The 15,949-nt window shown below is 73.9% G+C and carries 13 protein-coding genes and 2 riboswitches; of the genes, 5 read left to right on the forward strand and 8 right to left on the reverse strand.

The window, feature by feature from the left end; genetic code table 11:
• Positions 1-1,446: ATP-binding protein (locus tag ACWPOB_RS24760; RefSeq protein WP_455402438.1), on the reverse strand; the 1,446-nt coding region annotated here is incomplete at its 3' end.
• A 34-nt stretch (positions 1,447-1,480) separates the two neighbouring features.
• Positions 1,481-1,671: riboswitch (cobalamin riboswitch) on the reverse strand.
• A 39-nt stretch (positions 1,672-1,710) separates the two neighbouring features.
• Between ACWPOB_RS24760 and cbiE the strand changes: the two genes are divergently transcribed.
• Both cbiE and ACWPOB_RS24770 read left to right on the forward strand, forming a co-directional pair.
• A complete protein-coding gene (cbiE, locus tag ACWPOB_RS24765; protein WP_455402439.1) occupies positions 1,711-2,913 on the forward strand; it encodes a precorrin-6y C5,15-methyltransferase (decarboxylating) subunit CbiE in 1,203 nt (400 codons plus the stop codon).
• Positions 2,910-3,674, forward strand: coding sequence for a cobalt-precorrin-4/precorrin-4 C(11)-methyltransferase (locus ACWPOB_RS24770; protein WP_455402440.1), 765 nt, complete (start codon positions 2,910-2,912; stop codon positions 3,672-3,674). Before cbiE ends, ACWPOB_RS24770 begins: the two co-directional genes overlap by 4 nt.
• 54 nt (positions 3,675-3,728) lie before the next feature.
• Here the strand turns inward: ACWPOB_RS24770 and ACWPOB_RS24775 are convergent, their stop codons facing one another.
• Genes ACWPOB_RS24775 through ACWPOB_RS24785 form a run of 3 tightly spaced genes read right to left on the reverse strand, consistent with a single transcriptional unit; the run spans position 3,729 to position 6,972 of the window.
• Positions 3,729-5,258, reverse strand: coding sequence for a precorrin-2 C(20)-methyltransferase (locus tag ACWPOB_RS24775; RefSeq protein WP_455402441.1), 1,530 nt, complete (start codon positions 5,256-5,258; stop codon positions 3,729-3,731).
• The gene (locus tag ACWPOB_RS24780) at positions 5,255-5,905 is read right to left on the reverse strand and encodes a precorrin-8X methylmutase (RefSeq protein ID WP_006945411.1); all 651 of its coding nucleotides are present in this window, start codon (positions 5,903-5,905) and stop codon (positions 5,255-5,257) included. The genes ACWPOB_RS24775 and ACWPOB_RS24780 overlap by 4 nt, the downstream gene beginning before the upstream one ends.
• The gene (locus ACWPOB_RS24785; RefSeq protein ID WP_455402442.1) at positions 5,902-6,972 is read right to left on the reverse strand and encodes a cobalamin biosynthesis protein CobG; all 1,071 of its coding nucleotides are present in this window, start codon (positions 6,970-6,972) and stop codon (positions 5,902-5,904) included. Before ACWPOB_RS24785 ends, ACWPOB_RS24780 begins: the two co-directional genes overlap by 4 nt.
• 37 nt (positions 6,973-7,009) lie before the next feature.
• Positions 7,010-7,203, forward strand: a riboswitch (cobalamin riboswitch).
• A 73-nt stretch (positions 7,204-7,276) separates the two neighbouring features.
• On the opposite strand from ACWPOB_RS24785, the gene cobN reads away from it, so the two are divergent.
• Both cobN and cobF read left to right on the forward strand, forming a co-directional pair.
• Positions 7,277-10,885: a cobaltochelatase subunit CobN gene (gene cobN / locus ACWPOB_RS24790; protein WP_455402443.1), complete on the forward strand. Its 3,609-nt coding sequence runs from the start codon at positions 7,277-7,279 to the stop codon at positions 10,883-10,885.
• On the forward strand, positions 10,882-11,649 hold the full coding sequence (gene cobF, locus ACWPOB_RS24795) for a precorrin-6A synthase (deacetylating) (protein WP_455402444.1): 768 nt from the start codon (positions 10,882-10,884) through the stop codon (positions 11,647-11,649). Before cobN ends, cobF begins: the two co-directional genes overlap by 4 nt.
• Positions 11,650-11,781: 132 nt before the next feature.
• Here the strand turns inward: cobF and ACWPOB_RS24800 are convergent, their stop codons facing one another.
• From ACWPOB_RS24800 to ACWPOB_RS24815, 4 genes are all read right to left on the reverse strand, one after another.
• Positions 11,782-12,294 carry an Rv2732c family membrane protein gene (locus ACWPOB_RS24800; protein ID WP_455402445.1) on the reverse strand — a complete coding sequence of 171 codons (513 nt, stop codon included), beginning with the start codon at positions 12,292-12,294 and terminating at the stop codon, positions 11,782-11,784.
• A 34-nt stretch (positions 12,295-12,328) separates the two neighbouring features.
• Complete coding sequence (locus ACWPOB_RS24805; RefSeq protein ID WP_455402446.1) at positions 12,329-13,771, reverse strand: PepSY-associated TM helix domain-containing protein; 1,443 nt, start codon at positions 13,769-13,771, stop codon at positions 12,329-12,331.
• A gap of 126 nt (positions 13,772-13,897) precedes the next feature.
• On the reverse strand, positions 13,898-14,422 hold the full coding sequence (locus ACWPOB_RS24810; RefSeq protein ID WP_455402447.1) for a hypothetical protein: 525 nt from the start codon (positions 14,420-14,422) through the stop codon (positions 13,898-13,900).
• A gap of 50 nt (positions 14,423-14,472) precedes the next feature.
• Entirely contained in the window at positions 14,473-14,793 is a 321-nt protein-coding gene (locus ACWPOB_RS24815; protein WP_455402474.1) for a hypothetical protein, read from the reverse strand.
• A 225-nt stretch (positions 14,794-15,018) separates the two neighbouring features.
• Between ACWPOB_RS24815 and ACWPOB_RS24820 the strand changes: the two genes are divergently transcribed.
• Positions 15,019-15,915: an SDR family oxidoreductase gene (locus ACWPOB_RS24820; RefSeq protein WP_455402448.1), complete on the forward strand. Its 897-nt coding sequence runs from the start codon at positions 15,019-15,021 to the stop codon at positions 15,913-15,915.
• Positions 15,916-15,949: the final 34 nt, after the last annotated feature.

Below are 15,949 nucleotides of genomic sequence, written 5' to 3' on the forward strand. Positions count from 1 at the left end.
CTGGACGGCGCCGAGATCCGGAAGGAACTCGACGCCTGCCCGGCCGACCCGCTCGCCTTCGTCGACCGCGTGCGGCCGCTGCGCCACGACCATCCCGCCTACGTCATCTACACCTCGGGCTCCACGGCGCAGGGCGCCGGCGCGGATGGTGGCGGGCAGATGGATCGGGCCGGTGTCGCCGCGACGCTCGCCGACGGTCCGGCCGACCGTGGTGCGGGCGCGGGAGCGGCGGCCCGCGGCGCCGCGGCCGGTGCGGTCGGCCGTGAACAGGCGGGTCCGGTAGGGCTCGGCGGGGGCCGCAACGGACGTCGCCGCACCGGAGCCCTGCCCCCGGTCGTCCCGGCCCGGCGTTGCCTCGCCGGCGCCGGGGCCGTCCGGACCGGAATCGTCGGGGCCGTCCGGACCGGAATCGTCGGGGCCGTCCGGATCGGGCTCGGGCGGCTGCTCGCCGAGCAGCTCGTCGAGCAGCGACTCGTCCATGCCGGGCTCGTCGAACGGGTTGCGGCGACGGCGGTGCGGCAACGCCAGCCGCGCCGCCACCGCGATGTCCTCCCGCGTCACCTCGTCGCGGCCCACCCACGCCGCGTGCGCGACGGCGGTCTTCGCGGTGACCAGGTCGGCGCGCATCCCGTCGACGTCGAACGCCGCGCACACCTCCGCGATCGCGACGAGCGCGTCGTCGCCGAGCCGCACCTGCGGCAGCCGGTCGCGGGCCTGCGCCAACCGCCGCGTCAGCGCCGCCTCGGCGTCGGCCCACCGCGCGACGAACGCGTCCGGGTCGGCGTCGAACGCCAGGCGCCGCCGCACGATCTCCGCCCGTACCTGCGGATCGCGGGGCGCGGCCACCTCGACGGTGAGGCCGAAGCGGTCGAGCAGCTGCGGCCGCAGCTCACCCTCCTCCGGGTTCATCGTGCCGACCAGCACGAACCGGGCGGCGTGCGAGACCGACACCCCGTCGCGCTCGACGGAGCAGCGGCCCATCGCGGCGGCGTCGAGCAACAGGTCCACGAGGTGGTCGTGCAGCAGATTGACCTCGTCGACATAGAGCACGCCGCGGTGCGCCCGGGCGAGCAGGCCGGGCTCGTACTCGGCGGTGCCCGCCGACAGGGCCTTCTGCAGGTGCAGGGAGCCGGTGACGCGGTCCTCGGTGGCACCGACCGGCAGTTCCACCAGCCGCGCCGGACGGGTCTGCGTCGCCGCACCGCCCGGGTGCGGACCGTCGGGGCACGCCGGGTCGGGGGCGGCGGGATCGCACGCGAAGCGGCAGCCGGTGACCTCGGTGACCTGCGGCAACAGCGCGGCCTGGGCGCGCACGGTGGTCGACTTGGCGGTGCCCTTCTCGCCGCGCACGAGCACCCCGCCGATCGACGGCGAGACCGCGCACAGGGACAGGGCCAGCGCCAGGTCGTCGGAGCCGACGACGGCACTGAACGGATACACGTGCACTCGAACCTCCACAGGCTCCCGCTGGGATGTCTTCTCGGCAGCTGAAATCGAGGCCGGTATTCGGACTTCCCGATCGACGCCGTGCGATCGCCTTCCCGGACCGGCCGGTCCAGTGGCTGCGCGTGATGCGCGTGATCGACGGCTCCCGGGTCACCGCAGCGGGCCTGTGCCGGATTCGCACCGGCTTCCCGATTATCCCCGTGAGGGGCACCTCGATTGTCTTGCCGCCGCCGAGTCTAACCGCACCGGCTAGGGTTCGACGCCATGGGTTCACAGATCACCGTCGTCGGCATGGGCGCCGACGGCTGGGACGGCCTGCCGCCGCCCGCCCGCGACGCGGTGCTCGGCGCGCAGGTCCTGCTCGGCGGGCGGCGCCACCTGGCGCTGCTGCCCGAGACCGGCGCCGTCCGGGAGCCGTGGCCGTCCCCGCTGCGCGACGGGCTCGCCGCGCTGCTCGAGCGCCATCGCGACCGGCGGATCGTCGCGGTCGCCTCGGGCGACCCCCTCGTCTCCGGCATCGGCTCCACGCTCATCGCCCACCTCGGCGCCGCCGCGGTGACGGTGCTGCCCGCGGTGTCGTCGGTGGCCCTGGCCCGCGCGCGGATGGGGTGGAGCGCCGAGTCGGTGGACGTGGTGACGCTGGTGGGCCGCGACGTGCACGCCGTCCGCCGCGCCTTCGGGCGGGGCCGGCGGCTGATCGTGCTCTCCTCCGACGGCGGCACGCCCGCGCAGGTCGCGGACCTGCTGCGCCGCGACGGCTTCGGGGCGAGCGTGCTGACGGTGCTGTCCGACCTCGGTGCCCACGCCGAGGCCCGCCGCAGCGCCACCGCCGGCGAGTGGTCCGGCGACGCACCCGCACTCAACGTGGTCTGCGTCGAATGCCTAGGTGCGGAGGGATATTCCACCGCGCCGGGCCTGCCCGACGACGCGTTCGAGCACGACGGGCAGATCTCCAAGCGCCCGATCCGGCTCGCCGCGGTGTGCGCGCTCGCGCCCCGGCCGGGGCAGTTGCTGTGGGACGTCGGCGCCGGCGCCGGTTCGGTGGGGATCGAGTGGGCCCGCACCGATCCGCGCTGCCGCGCCGTCGCGATCGAGCGCGACGAGGGGCGTGCGGAGCGGATCGCCCGCAACGCCGCGCGGCTCGGCGTCCCGTCGGTCGCGGTGGTGCGCGGCCCCGCCCCGGCGGCGCTCGACGGTCTCGACACCCCCGACGCCGTCTTCGTCGGCGGCGGCGGATCGATTCCCGGTGTGCTCGAAAAGTGCTGGGAGAAAATGCGTCCGGGAGGGCGGCTGGTCGCGCACGCGGTGACGCTCGAGACCGAGGCGACGCTGGTGCAGTGGTGGAAGACCCACGGCGGGGAGCTGACCCGGCTGACCGTGGAGCAGGCCGCACCCCTCGGCGGGTTCAGTGGCTGGCAGGCGCTGCGCCCGGTGGTGCAGTGGCAGGTGACGAAAGGCGAGAAATGACAGTGCACTTCGTGGGATCCGGGCCGGGTGCGGCCGACCTGCTGACGCTGCGGGCGGCGCGGCTGCTGAGCGAGGCACCGGTGGTGCTCTACGCCGGCACCTACCTCGACGCCGAGGTGCTCGCGCACTGCCGGCCCGACACGGAACTCGTCGACACCCAGCACCTGGATCTCGACGAGATCACCGCGAACCTGGTGGACGCGCACCGGCGCGGCCTCGACGTCGTCCGGTTGTGTTCCGGTGACCCGTCGCTGTATTCGGCCCTGACCGAGCAGACGCGCCGGCTCGACGCGGCCGGGGTGCCCTGGGACGTGACCCCCGGCGTGCCGGCCTACGCGGCCGCCGCCGCGACCCTCGGCACGGAGCTGACCGTGCCCGAACTGGCGCAGACCGTGGTCCTCACCCGTACCCAGGCGCGATCCACGGCGATGCCCGACACCGAGTCCCTGGCGCGCGTCGCGGGACTGCGCGCCAGCCTGGTGCTACACCTGGCGATCACCCGCATCCGCGCCCTGGCCGGGGAACTGAGCGGCGAGTACGGCGCCGACTGCCCGGCTGCGGTGGTGGCGTTCGCGTCCCGCCCGAACGAGCTGGTGCTGCGCGGCACCCTCGCCGACATCGCCGACCGGGCCGAGGCGGCGGGACTGAAGCACACCGCGGTGATCGTCGTCGGCCGGGCCCTGGGCGTGCGGACACAGCCGGACGTCGCGTGCTCGCATCTCTACGACCCGGCGCGGGATCGCACGGAATTCACGCGCTGACCCGGAATCCGCGCCCGCCGCGGCGTGCGCGGATTCCGGTGTACCGCACGGATTTCAGGAGTCGGAGCGTACCGACCGCGCCGTCCAGACCGCGCCGGCGTCGGTGACCGTGGTCCCGGACGATCCCACGATGAGCAGGCACTTCATGTCGATCGTGGCCGGGTCGAGCTTCTCGAGCGTGGTCACCTCGAGCGACTCGCCGGGGCGGCCGACGTCGCGGCCGACCACGACGACGGTGTCGGCCGGCCGGTGCCGCAGCAGCACGGCCTGGGCCTGCGCGACCTGCGTGGTCCGCGACCGCGACGCCGGGTTGTACAGACCCAGCACCAGGTCCGCCTGCGCGACGGCCGCGAGCCGCTGCTCGATCACCTCCCACGGCTTGAGCCGGTCGGACAGGCTCATCACGGCGAAGTCCCCGCCGATCGGGGCGCCCGCCCGTGCGGCCACCGCCTGGATCGCCGACACCCCGGGCAGCACGCGCACCGGCAGCTCGGCGAACCGCGGATCCTGCGCGGCCTCGAACACGGCCGACGCCATCCCGAACACCCCGGCGTCGCCGCCCGAGACGACGGCCACCCGTTCCCCGGACAGCGCCAGCTCGAGCGCGAACCGGGCCCGGTCCACCTCGACGGTGTTCCCGCTCGCGTGCCGCCGCTGGCCCGGGCGGACCGGCACGCGGTCGACGTAGGGCCCGTAGCCGACGATGTGGTCGGCGGACGCCAGCGCGGCGGCGGCCTCGGGGGTGAGCCACTTCTCGTCCGCGGGGCCGAGACCGACGACGAGGAGCCCCCGGGCAGCGACCGCCTCGGGAGCGTCGGCGACGACGGGCCGGGACCGGTCGGTGATGTCCCGGTTGCGCGGCGCCCGGTCGCCGGGGGTGAGGATCACCGAGAAGTACGGCACCGCGTCGGCGTCGACCTCGGCGACGGGGACGATGCGCTGCCCGCCCATCGACGCGCGCTCGACGTACACCGCGTCGTCGAGCCGGCCCGCCTGCGCGAGCGCGCTGCGGACCGCGGGGAAGGTACGGCCCAGCTTCATGATCGCGGCGCCGTCCGTGTCGGCGAGACGGCGCGCCAGTTCCGGCTCGGGCAGCGTGCCGGGCAGCACCGTGAGCACGTCGGTGCGCCGCACCAGCGGTTCCGCCGCGGCCGCGGCGGCCGCGGACACCGACGTCACGCCCGGAACCACCTCGGTCGCATAGCGATCCGCGAGCCGGTCGTGCAGGTACATGTAGGAGCCGTAGAACAGCGGATCGCCCTCGCACAGCACGACGACGGTGCGGCCGGCGTCGAGGTGCGCGGCCAGGCGCGCCGCACACTCGTCGTAGAAGTCGGCGATGGCGCCGTCGTAGCCGCCGGGATGGTCGGTGGTGCCGGTGGTGACCGGGTAGATCAACGCCTCCTCGATCACCCCCTCCCGGATCAGCTCGGCCGCAATGCCCCTCGCGATGGAGCGGCCGTGGGTGCCCGAGTGGTAGGCGATCACGTCGGCGTGCTCGATCAGCCGAGCCGCCTTGCGGGTGATCAGCTCGGGATCGCCGGGGCCGAGCCCCACGCCGTAGAACCGTCCGGTGTCGTTCACTCCGCCTCCTGGGCCAGGGCATTGATCGCGGACGACGCCATCGCCGAACCACCGCGGCGTCCCCGCACCACCAGGTAGGGGAGCTGCAGCGGATGCGCGGCGAGCGCCTCCTTGGACTCGGCGGCGCCGATGAACCCGACCGGCACCCCGACGATCGCGGCGGGCCGGGGGCCGCCGGCGTCGATCAGCTCGAGCAGGTGGAACAGCGCGGTGGGGGCGTTGCCGATCGCGACGACCGCGCCGTCGAGCCGGTCCTCCCACAGCGAGACCGCCGCGGCCGAGCGGGTGGTGCCCCACGCCGCCGCGAGGTCCGGCACCCGCGGGTCGCGCAGGAGGCACAGCACCTCGTTGTCCGCGGGTAGCCGCGTGCGCGTCACCCCGGACGCGACCATGTGGGCGTCGGTGAGGATCGGCGCGCCCGCCCGCAGCGCCCCGCGCGCCGCCGACACCAGGTCCGGATGGATCGCGAGGTCGCGGGTCAGGTCGGTCTGGCCGCACGCGTGCACCATCCGCACCGCCACCTTCTCGGCGTCGGCGGGGATCGCGGACAGGTCCGTCTCGGCACGGATCGTCGCGAACGACCGGACGTAGATGTCGGCGCCGTCGGTGACGTAGTCGTAGCGCCGGGGTGGGGGAGTGGGCGTCATGAGTCGGTCCTCGCGAACAGGAGGGTGTGTGGGAAATTCGGGGCGCCACAGGATCGTTCGCATCCCACGACGTGGAGGTGCCCGGCCGGGAGCGCGCCGGCGACGGCACGCCGGGCCGCGGAACGGGTGTCGCCCTCGGCGAGGCTACACCCCGGCGCGCCGGCGCACGCGGTGGTGCGGGTCCACGGCGACGCACCGTCGAGCACGAACCCGGCGTCGCGCAGCGGCTGCGGATCTGGTTCGCCGGCGAGGACGAGGCCGCGCCACGGCGTGACGATCACCTCCGACTCGGGCAGCGCCGCCACCATCGCCGGCGAGAGGATGCCCAGCGGGACCAGCGCCGAGACCGCTCCCGGCAGGGGGCCGTACGGCATCGTGTACCGGGCGGCCGGCGGCAGCGGCGCGCCGCCCCCGAGCTCGGCCCCCGCCTCGGGCAGCTGGTGCACGTGCCAGCGGGTGCCGCGCACCGCCGCGAACCGCCGCGCCAGGTCGATCAGCGCGTCGACGACCCGGTCGGCCGGGACCACCGGCCCGCAGAGCCGGCCGATCGCGATCTCGAACAGCCCCGAGTCGACGGCCACCGCGGCGAGGTCGCAGCGCAGGGCCGCGACGTCGCCGCGGCCGTCGTCGAGCCCGAACAGGAACCGGCCCGGCAGCTGCGCGAGCGCGGGTTCGGCGCACAGGGCGGCGTCGAGCGCGCCGATCAGCGGACGGATGTCGGCGCGTCCCCCGACGATCCCGGACAGCGGCGAGGCGACGACGTTGCGGACCCGTTCGTGCGACGGTGCCGGCAGGAACCCGGCCGCCGCCACCGCGTCGACGAGGCCGGCGGGCACACCGCCGCGCTCGTCCACCGTGACACCCCTGACCTGCAGGTTTCCGCGAGACGTGAGGTGGACGTCGCCGTCCGCGTAGGCGATCGACGCCTCCGACAGCGCCCGCAGTCCACCGTCCGGGAGCCTGCCGCCGGGCGCGCGCAGCCGCACCAGCGCGCCGTCGGCGGCGAGGTGGGGGCGCAGCAGACCGGGGCACCGGTCCGGGGCGAGCGCAGGGGGAAGGTCGACCATGGGGGCACATGGTTGCACACGTCGAGGAACCGGTGCGTTACGCTCCACCTGCCGTGGTGCTCGGGAAGCCGGTGTGAGACCGGCGCGGCCCTCGCCACTGTGAGCGGGTAGGTGCTCGCCCTCGTCCGGACCGGTCCGCCGGTCCGGAGACCACTGGACGGAAGTCCGGGAAGGTCGGCGTGGCAGCGATGATCCGTCAGCCAGGAGACCGGCCACGGCGCGGGAAGTCCACGAGGGTTTGGAGACTGAACATGGCTGATTTCGTGCTGCGCAGGGGCGATCGGGAACTGCGCAGGGCCCGGTCGTGACGCGGCTCGCGCTGCTGTCCACGTCGGACACCGACCTGCTGTCGGCGCTGAGCTCGGATGCCGAGTACGCGCTGGGCAACCCGTCGCGCCTCGACGTCGGGACCGAGCTTCCCCGCCTCCTCGACGGCGCCGACCTGGTGATCGTCCGCATCCTGGGCTCCGTCCGGTCCTGGCAGAACGGTATCGACGCGGTCCTGGCGCACGGCGCACCCGTCGTCGTGCTCGGCGGCGAGCAGTTGCCCGACGCCGAGCTGATGAGCCACTCGACCGTCCCCGTCGGCATCGCCACCGAGGCGCACGCCTACCTCGCGCAGGGCGGGCCCGCGAACCTCGCCCAGCTGCATGCCTTCCTGTCGGACACCGTCCTGCTCACCGGCGAGGGCTTCGAGCCGCCGGCCGCGCTGCCCGAGTGGGGCAGGCACGCGCCCGCCGCGACCGATCCCGGCCTGCCGAGGGTGGGCATCCTCTACTACCGCGCCCACGAGACCAGCGGAAACACCCGTTTCGTCCGCGATCTCGCGCAGGCGGTCGACGCCACCGGCCGTGCCGTGGCCGTGCCGATCTTCTGCTCCACGCTGCGCGGTGCCCCCGCGGACCTGCTGGCCGAGCTCGGCACCCTCGACGCCTTGATCGTCACGGTCCTCGCCGCCGGCGGCACCCGCCCCGCCACCGTCTCCGCCGGCGGCGACGACGATGCCTGGGACGTCGAAGCGCTCGCCGCACTGGATGTCCCGATCCTGCAGGCGCTGTGCCTGACCTGGGGACGCGACGCGTGGGCCGACTCCGACGAGGGTGTCTCCCCGCTCGATTCCGCGACGCAGATCGCCGTCCCCGAGTTCGACGGCCGCATCATCACCGTGCCGTTCTCGTTCAAGGAATTCGGCGCCGACGGCCTGCCCCGCTACGTCACCGACCCCGAACGCTGCCGCCGCGTCGCCGGCATCGCCGTCGCGCACGCCCGCCTGCGGCGCATCCCGCCCGCACAGCGGCGCCTGGCGATCATGCTCTCGGCGTATCCGACGAAGCACTCCCGGGTCGGCAACGCCGTCGGCCTGGACACCCCGGTCTCCGCGATCCGGCTGCTGCGCGCGCTGCGGGAGCGCGGCTACGACCTCGGCGACGGCTTCCCGGGCCTCGACACCGAGGACGACGCCGAGGCGGGCAACGCGCTGATCCATGCCCTGATCGCCGCGGGCGGGCAGGACGAGGAATGGCTCAGCGCCGAGCAGATGGCGGGCAACCCGGTACGGGTGAGCGCGGCGCAGTACCGCAAGTGGACGGCGGACCTGCCCGCGGAACTGACCGACGCGATGACCGAGGCGTGGGGCGCGGCCCCCGGCGAGCTGTTCGTGGACCGGCAGTCCGCTCCCGAGGGCGAGATCGTCCTGGCCACCCTGCAGGCCGGCAACGTGGTGCTGATGATCCAGCCGCCCCGGGGGTTCGGGGAGAACCCCGTGGCGATCTACCACGATCCGGACATGGCGCCGTCGCACCACTACCTCGCCGCGTACCGGTGGGTGGAGAACGGCTTCGGCGCCGACGCCGTCGTCCACCTCGGCAAGCACGGTTCGATGGAGTGGCTGCCCGGCAAGAACGCCGGCCTGTCCGCGGCCTGCGCGACCGACGCCGCCATCGGTAACCTCCCGCTGATCTACCCGTTCCTGGTCAACGACCCGGGGGAGGGGGCTCAGGCGAAGCGCCGCGCCCACGCCACCATCGTCGACCACCTCATTCCGCCGATGGCGCGCGCCGAGTCGTACGGCGACATCGCCCGTCTCGAGCAGTTGCTCGACGAGTACTCGAACATCGCGGCGATGGACCCGGCCAAGCTGCCGGCGATCCGCGCCCAGATCTGGACGCTGATCCAGGCCGCCAAGCTCGACCACGATCTCGGGCTCGAGGACCGCCCGCACGACGCCGAGTTCGACGACTTCCTGCTGCACGTCGACGGCTGGCTGTGCGAGGTGAAGGACGCGCAGATCCGCGACGGCCTGCACGTGCTCGGCACGGCACCCGTCGGCGAGGCCCGCGTGAACCTGGTGCTGTCGATTCTGCGGGCCGCCCAGGTGTGGGGCGGGCGGGCCCACGCCGTGCCCGGTCTGCGCACCGCCCTCGGCCTGAAGCCGGACGCGCCGCTCACCGAGACCGACGCGGTCGAGGCGCAGGCCCAGGCACTGGTGCAGGGCATGGAGGACGCCGGCTGGCAGGCCGGCAGCGCCGCCACGGTCGTGCAGTCCGTTCTGGGCGGGACGGACCCGGAGGTCGAGCGGGTGCTCGCCTTCGCCGCCGAGCAGGTCGTGCCGCGCCTGGCACGCACCACCGACGAGCTCGGCGCGGTGCTGCACGCCCTCGACGGCGGCTACGTGCCCGCCGGCCCGTCCGGATCGCCGCTGCGCGGGCTGGTCAACGTGCTGCCCACCGGCCGCAACTTCTACACCGTCGACCCGAAGGCGGTGCCGAGCCGGCTCGCCTACGACACGGGCGTGGCGCTCGCGAACAACCTGCTCGACCGGTACCGCGCCGACACCGGCGGCTATCCGCCCTCGGTGGGCCTGTCGGTGTGGGGTACCTCCGCGATGCGCACCTCCGGCGACGACATCGCCGAGGTCCTCGCCCTGATCGGCATGCGCCCGGAATGGGACGCCGAGTCCCGGCGGGTGCGCGAGCTGACCGTGATCCCGCTCGACGAGCTCGGCCGGCCGCGCATCGACGTCACCGTCCGCATCTCCGGGTTCTTCCGCGACGCCTTCCCGCACGTCGTCGCGATGCTCGACGACGCGATCCGCACCGTCGCGGCCCTCGACGAACCCGACGAGCTGAACTACGTGCGCGCGCACGCCCGCCGCGACGAGGCCGAGCACGGCGACCCCGAGCGCGCGGTGCGCCGCATCTTCGGTTCCAGGCCCGGCTCCTACGGCGCCGGCATCCTGCCGCTCATCGATTCCGGAAACTGGCGCAGCGACGCCGATCTCGCCGAGGTGTACACCGCGTGGGGCGGCTTCGCGTACGGGCGGCACCTGCACGGCGTCCCGGCCGCGGACGACATGCGCGCCAACTACCGGCGGATCGCGGTGGCGGCGAAGAACACCGACACCCGCGAGCACGACATCGCCGACTCGGACGACTACTTCCAGTACCACGGCGGCATGGTCGCCACCGTCCGGGCGCTCACCGGTGCGGACCCGAAGGCCTACATCGGCGACTCGACCACCCCCGACCAGGTCCGCACCCGCTCGCTGGCGGAGGAGACCGCCCGCGTGTTCCGGGCCCGGGTCGTCAACCCGCGCTGGCTCGCGGCGATGCGCCGGCACGGCTACAAGGGCGCGTTCGAGCTCGCCGCCACCGTCGACTACCTGTTCGGCTACGACGCCACCGCCGGGGTCGTCGCCGACTGGATGTACGAAACCCTCGCCCGCACCTACGCCCTCGACTCCGAGAACCAGCGGTTCCTGCGCGAGGCCAACCCGTGGGCGCTGCGCGGCATCGTCGAACGGCTCACCGAGGCCGCCGACCGCGGCCTGTGGGCCGAACCGGATCCGGCGACGCTCGCGGAACTGCAGCAGGCCTACCTGGACGTGGAGGGCGACCTCGAGGACCGCGCGTGAGGAGGCGGCTGCGGCTGATCGGGATCGGGCCGGGCGGGCCCGACGACCTCACCGTGGCCGCGGTCCGGGCGCTGAACGACGTCGACGTCTTCCTCGTCGCCGACAAGCAGCGGGGCGTCGACGACCTCGTCGCGGTGCGGGAGGAGATCTGCCGTCGCCACATCGCCGGCGACTACCGGACGATCACGGTGCCGGACCCGCCGCGGGACCGCGCCCCGTCCGCCTACGGCACCGAGGTGCGGGACTGGCACGCCGCCCGCGCCGCCGCGTACGAGACGGTGCTGCGTGAGCAGGTCGCCGAGCACGAGACCGCCGGATTTCTCGTGTGGGGCGATCCGAGCCTGTACGACAGCACGATTCGCGTCGTCGAGCGCATCCGTGACCGGGGCGTGCTCGACGTCGACTACGACGTGATCCCCGGGGTGAGCAGCGTGTCGCTGCTCGCGGCGCGGCACCGGCTGGTGCTCAACCGGATCGGCGGCCCGATCGTCGTCACCACGGGCCGCCGGCTCGCGCAGGAGGTGGCGGCCGGCGGTGACAACCTCGTCGTCATGCTCGACGGCGCGCTGGAATGCGCCCGGCTCGAGGGTGATTGGCGCATCTGGTGGGGTGCCGACCTCGGCACGTCCGACGAGGAACTCGTCGCCGGCCCGCTGCGGGAGGTGCTGCCGGACATCGAGCGGGCCCGCGCCCGCGCGAAGGCCGCGCGCGGCTGGGTGATGGACACCTACCTGCTACGTCGCGCGGACGGCGACGTCTCCTGACCGCACGCCGAGGAATGCGCCGGCCCGGTGCGGCCGATTCACCGGGGAAATGTACGCCGCGTCCCCCCGGCATGCAGTGGATCCGTGCACACGGGACATCCGCGCGCCGAGGACCGGCGCGCGGATGCCCCGTCAGAGCACGGGCGTGGTCACCGGATGCGGGTGCCGGTCCGTGGGGGAGCGGCTGAGCACGACGGGCAGCCACTGCGAGGTCAGCGCCACCATGCCGAGCCAGGACAGCACCATCCCGGCGCCCGGGGCGTGCGGGGTCTCGACCGGCATGCCGTTCTGCGACCAGTAGCCGAGCAGTCCGAACAGGGATGCCAGTCCGGAGCCGAGCATCGACGCCGACGCGAGCCGCCAGCGGTGCGTGCACAGCGCCGCGGCGGACGACACCACGCCGAACACCAGGGCGAGGCTCACGAAGATCCGCATCGGCACCGTCGTCGTGGCGTCGTGCCCGAACCACGTGCCGAGCACCGTCCACGACCATTCCGTATCCGACTGCGGCAGAAGCAGACCCAGCACCACCGCGACGATGCAGGCGACGAGGACACGGTGCCGCCGGCCGGCGTCGAACTCGCCGGCGACCCTTCGTTCGATGCGGGCGAACTCCTTACGGTACGCGGACAGATCGTCGCTCACCGGCACTCCTCGTCGATCGGCACACGAGGGACCATTATGCGCGCCCCCGCATGCGCCACCCGACGGCGGTGTCGACGACGAGGAACGCCAGCAGGCTCAGCCCGAGCACCGGGGCGAACCAGCCCACGACCGCGGCCGCGACGCCGATCGCGACCGCCGGACCTGCGCCGATGCGGCGCAGCGCGCCGCGCGCCGGGGCCCGGCCGACGGCCCACGCCGACCCTCGCGTGGGCCGCCGCCGCCACCACATCACGTAGCCGCGCAGCACAACCGTGATCAACGCCACCGCCAGCAGCGCCAGGGCGACCTGCGTGACAAGCCCGAACATGATGCCCATGTGGAGGGTGATCGACCACCACGTCAGCTGCGCGGCGAGCGGCCAGTCCGCGAACCGCGACACGTCGACGACCTCGCCGGTCGCGCCGTCGACGGCGACCGAGTCGATGCCGTACACCCAGGGCTGGCGGGTTTCGGCGACGGTGAACGCGGTGCCGGTCTGCGCCGGGATCGAGGCCTCGACGACCCCGGTCAGTCCCGCGGCGGCGGCCGTGTCCAGCACCGAGTCGATCCGGGCGATGTTCGCGTCGAGCAGTCCCGGGTCGGCGGCGTGCCCGGCGTGGCCGCCGTGCCCCTCGTGGCCCGTCGCGGCCGCGGCGCCACCCCCGGTCAGGGTCGCGTCGACGGTCGGCGTCTTCCAGTGCAGCGCGGCCCGCAGCTCGGCGATGTTGTCGCCGGCGAACCGGGACCAGGTCAGGCCGGTCGCGGACAGGAACACCAGGCCCACCGCGATCCACACGCCCACCACGCCGTGCCAGCCGAGGGTGCGGGACCGGCCGGTGGCGGTGCGGTCGACGGTGAGCAGGCGTGCCTGGGCGTGGCGGGCACGCACCGTGCGGTAGCGGCGCACCCACAGGTACACGCCGCCGAGCGCGATCACCCACATCCAGGACGCGGCCAACTCGCTGTAGAGGCGGCCGGGCTCGCCGAGATGCAGGTGCCGGTGCAGCTGCGAGATCCAGGTCCGGACCGGCAGTGCGCTGCTGCTGCCGTAGACGGCCAGCTCACCGAGCGGCCGCGCGGTGACCGGGTCGACGAAGACGGCGAGCCGCTGCGACTCGCCGAGGCTCGGGTCGGCGAACAGGACCCGGGTGGTCTCGCCGGGTGCTGCGGCCGGCCGCACCGCGGTGACGGTGAGATCGGGGCGTTGCCCGGTGGCCACCCGGATCTGCTCCGCCACCGGCACGGCCGGACCGGTGGCGTCGGTGTGCAACTGGTCGCGGTAGACGAGCTGCTCGATCGTCGGGGACAGGGCGTAGAGGCCGCCGCTGACCGCGGCGATCAGGATGAACGGGGCGACGAGGATGCCGGCGTAGAAGTGCAGCCGCAGCATCAGCGGGCGCAGCGCGGGCGTCGCGGAACGGTCCGGGCCGGAACGGGGTGGGACGGGACGATCCGTCCCGAGGTCGGTCGTGGACATGCGAATGCTCGTTTCGATCGTCGGTGGCGACGGCAGCGCGGGTATCGAGGGCGGAGCACCGCGCCGGGCGTCGGCACACGTGGGAAAGCCGCCGCGGCGTACGGGCCACGGCGGAACGGGATCGGGTCAGGCGGTGCGGGGCGGACCCCGGGTGCCGGCCTGCGCGGAAACGAGCACCCGCAGCACGAGACGTGCCCGGTGCGACGGCGTGGCCACCCACAGCGGCGCATGCGCCGGCGGCAGGATGAGCACCGCGGCGACGATGCGCCGCAACACGCCGAGCGCCGCGGCACAGCCCTGCTCGGCCGCCCGGATCAGGGCGGCGGAGACGACGAGGGCCGCGGCGTGGGCGCCGAGCATCGCGGGCGAGAGCCCGGGGCCGTGGGCGTGCTCGGCGGTGAGGGTGAGGACGGTGTGACCGACGATCTGTCCCGCCCCCAGGGTGAGCACCAGGGCGGGCAGCAGCCGGGACGACCGGATGGCGGACACCGCGGCGCCGAACGCGGCGCAGGCGGCGATCAGCAGCACCACCGACGACTGGGCCGGAATTTCGCCGCCCGCCAGCCCGTGGGCCGCGACGGAAACCGCGGCGGAGGTAGAACCCACGAACGCGCCACGCATCGGCGCGGACGTCTGCGGGCGTGGATTCACGGTTGGGCACACTACCCGGCGTGACGACGGGCCGGGCGGGCCGGTGAGCGTCAGTGACCGCGCGGCTCGCGCAGGCTCGTTCCCTCGACGTCGCGGACCCGCTTGCGCTCCAGCAGGACCAGCACGGCACCCACCGCGAAGGACACGATGCACGCCGGGCCGGCGATCCACGCCCAGCCCTCGAATCCGTACCCGGCGGCCACCAGCGTCAGCCCGAGCAGGAGCAGCCCGAGGCCCAGGAAGAAGTAGCCGGGCCAGCCCTTGGAGTCGGTCAGGGCCTCGCCGGCGTGGCTGCGCATCGTGCGGGCGTCGTCGGCCGGGAAGTCGCTGTCGGTCGTCAGATCCCTGTTGTACGTCTGCCTGCCGTGCACCGGATCGGCACCCGCCCGGGTCTCGTCGCTTCTCCGAAACTCGTTCTCGTGTTCCGTCACAGCCGCATCCTTTCCAGAAGTCGGGCCGGGAGAGCGCTGCGGCGCTCGGATTCGCCGACCGTGCCCCCCGTGTACCCGCTCCCGGGTCCGGGTATGCACCGGCCGGACCCGACGGTCCCCGTCCGGGGCCGCCGGCACTCGCCCGCAGACCTCGAGGGAGGAACCATGACCGACCAGCACCGGCCCCGCAATCCGGTCGAGCAGTACCCGGCACCGGATCGCGAGCGGCAACCCGAGCTCGAGTATCCGGGCCTCACGTCCGACATGGTGTCGGCACCCGACCACGGCGAGCAGACCTATCGCGGCAGCGGCAGGCTCGAGGGCCGGCGGGCGCTGATCACCGGTGCCGACTCCGGGATCGGCCGGGCCGTCGCGATCGCCTTCGCCCGCGAGGGCGCCGACGTCGTCCTCAGCTATCTCGAGTCCGAGGAGGACGACGCCCGCGAGACCGTGCGGTGGATCGAGGACGCGGGCCGGCGCGCCGTCGCGGTGCCGGGCGACATCCGCGCCGAGGAACACTGCCGGCACCTGGTCGACACGGCGGTGCGCGAACTCGGCGGCCTGGACATCCTGGTGAACAACGCGGCATTCCAGATGGTGCAGATGAACGGGATCGCCGACATCACGACCGAGCAGTTCGATCGCGTGCTGAAGACGAACCTGTACGCGTTGTTCTGGTTGTGCAAGTTCGGGGTCGAGGTGATGGAGCCGGGCTCGACGATCATCAACACGTCGTCGATCCAGGGGACGAGCCCGTCGCCGGAACTGCTCGACTATGCCACGACCAAGGCCGGCATCGTCGACTTCACCAAGGGGCTGGCGGCGGACGTCGCGCAGCGGGGAATCCGGGTCAATGCCGTTGCCCCGGGACCGATCTGGACGCCGCTGATCCCGGCCACCATGCCGCGGGAGAAGTTCGAGGCCTTCGGTGACGACGTCCCGCTCGGCCGCCCCGGGCAACCGGCCGAACTGGCGCCGGCCTACGTCTTCCTCGCCTCGCAGGAGTCGAGCTACATCACCGGCGAGGTCATCGCGGTCACCGGCGGCAAGCCCTTCTCCTGACACACCCGTGGTGGCCGAATATCACACGCCGGTG

The sequence above is a fragment of the Rhodococcus sp. 2H158 genome (genome assembly GCF_053764755.1).

Coding starts and splice junctions, on each gene's coding strand:
- cbiE (WP_455402439.1), top strand. CDS start 1,711: ATGGGTTCACAGATCACCGTCGTCGGCATGGGCGCCGACGGCTGGGAC.
- ACWPOB_RS24770 (WP_455402440.1), top strand. CDS start 2,910: ATGACAGTGCACTTCGTGGGATCCGGGCCGGGTGCGGCCGACCTGCTG.
- ACWPOB_RS24780 (WP_006945411.1), bottom strand. CDS start 5,905: ATGACGCCCACTCCCCCACCCCGGCGCTACGACTACGTCACCGACGGC.
- ACWPOB_RS24785 (WP_455402442.1), bottom strand. CDS start 6,972: ATGGTCGACCTTCCCCCTGCGCTCGCCCCGGACCGGTGCCCCGGTCTG.
- ACWPOB_RS24805 (WP_455402446.1), bottom strand. CDS start 13,771: ATGTCCACGACCGACCTCGGGACGGATCGTCCCGTCCCACCCCGTTCC.
- ACWPOB_RS24820 (WP_455402448.1), top strand. CDS start 15,019: ATGACCGACCAGCACCGGCCCCGCAATCCGGTCGAGCAGTACCCGGCA.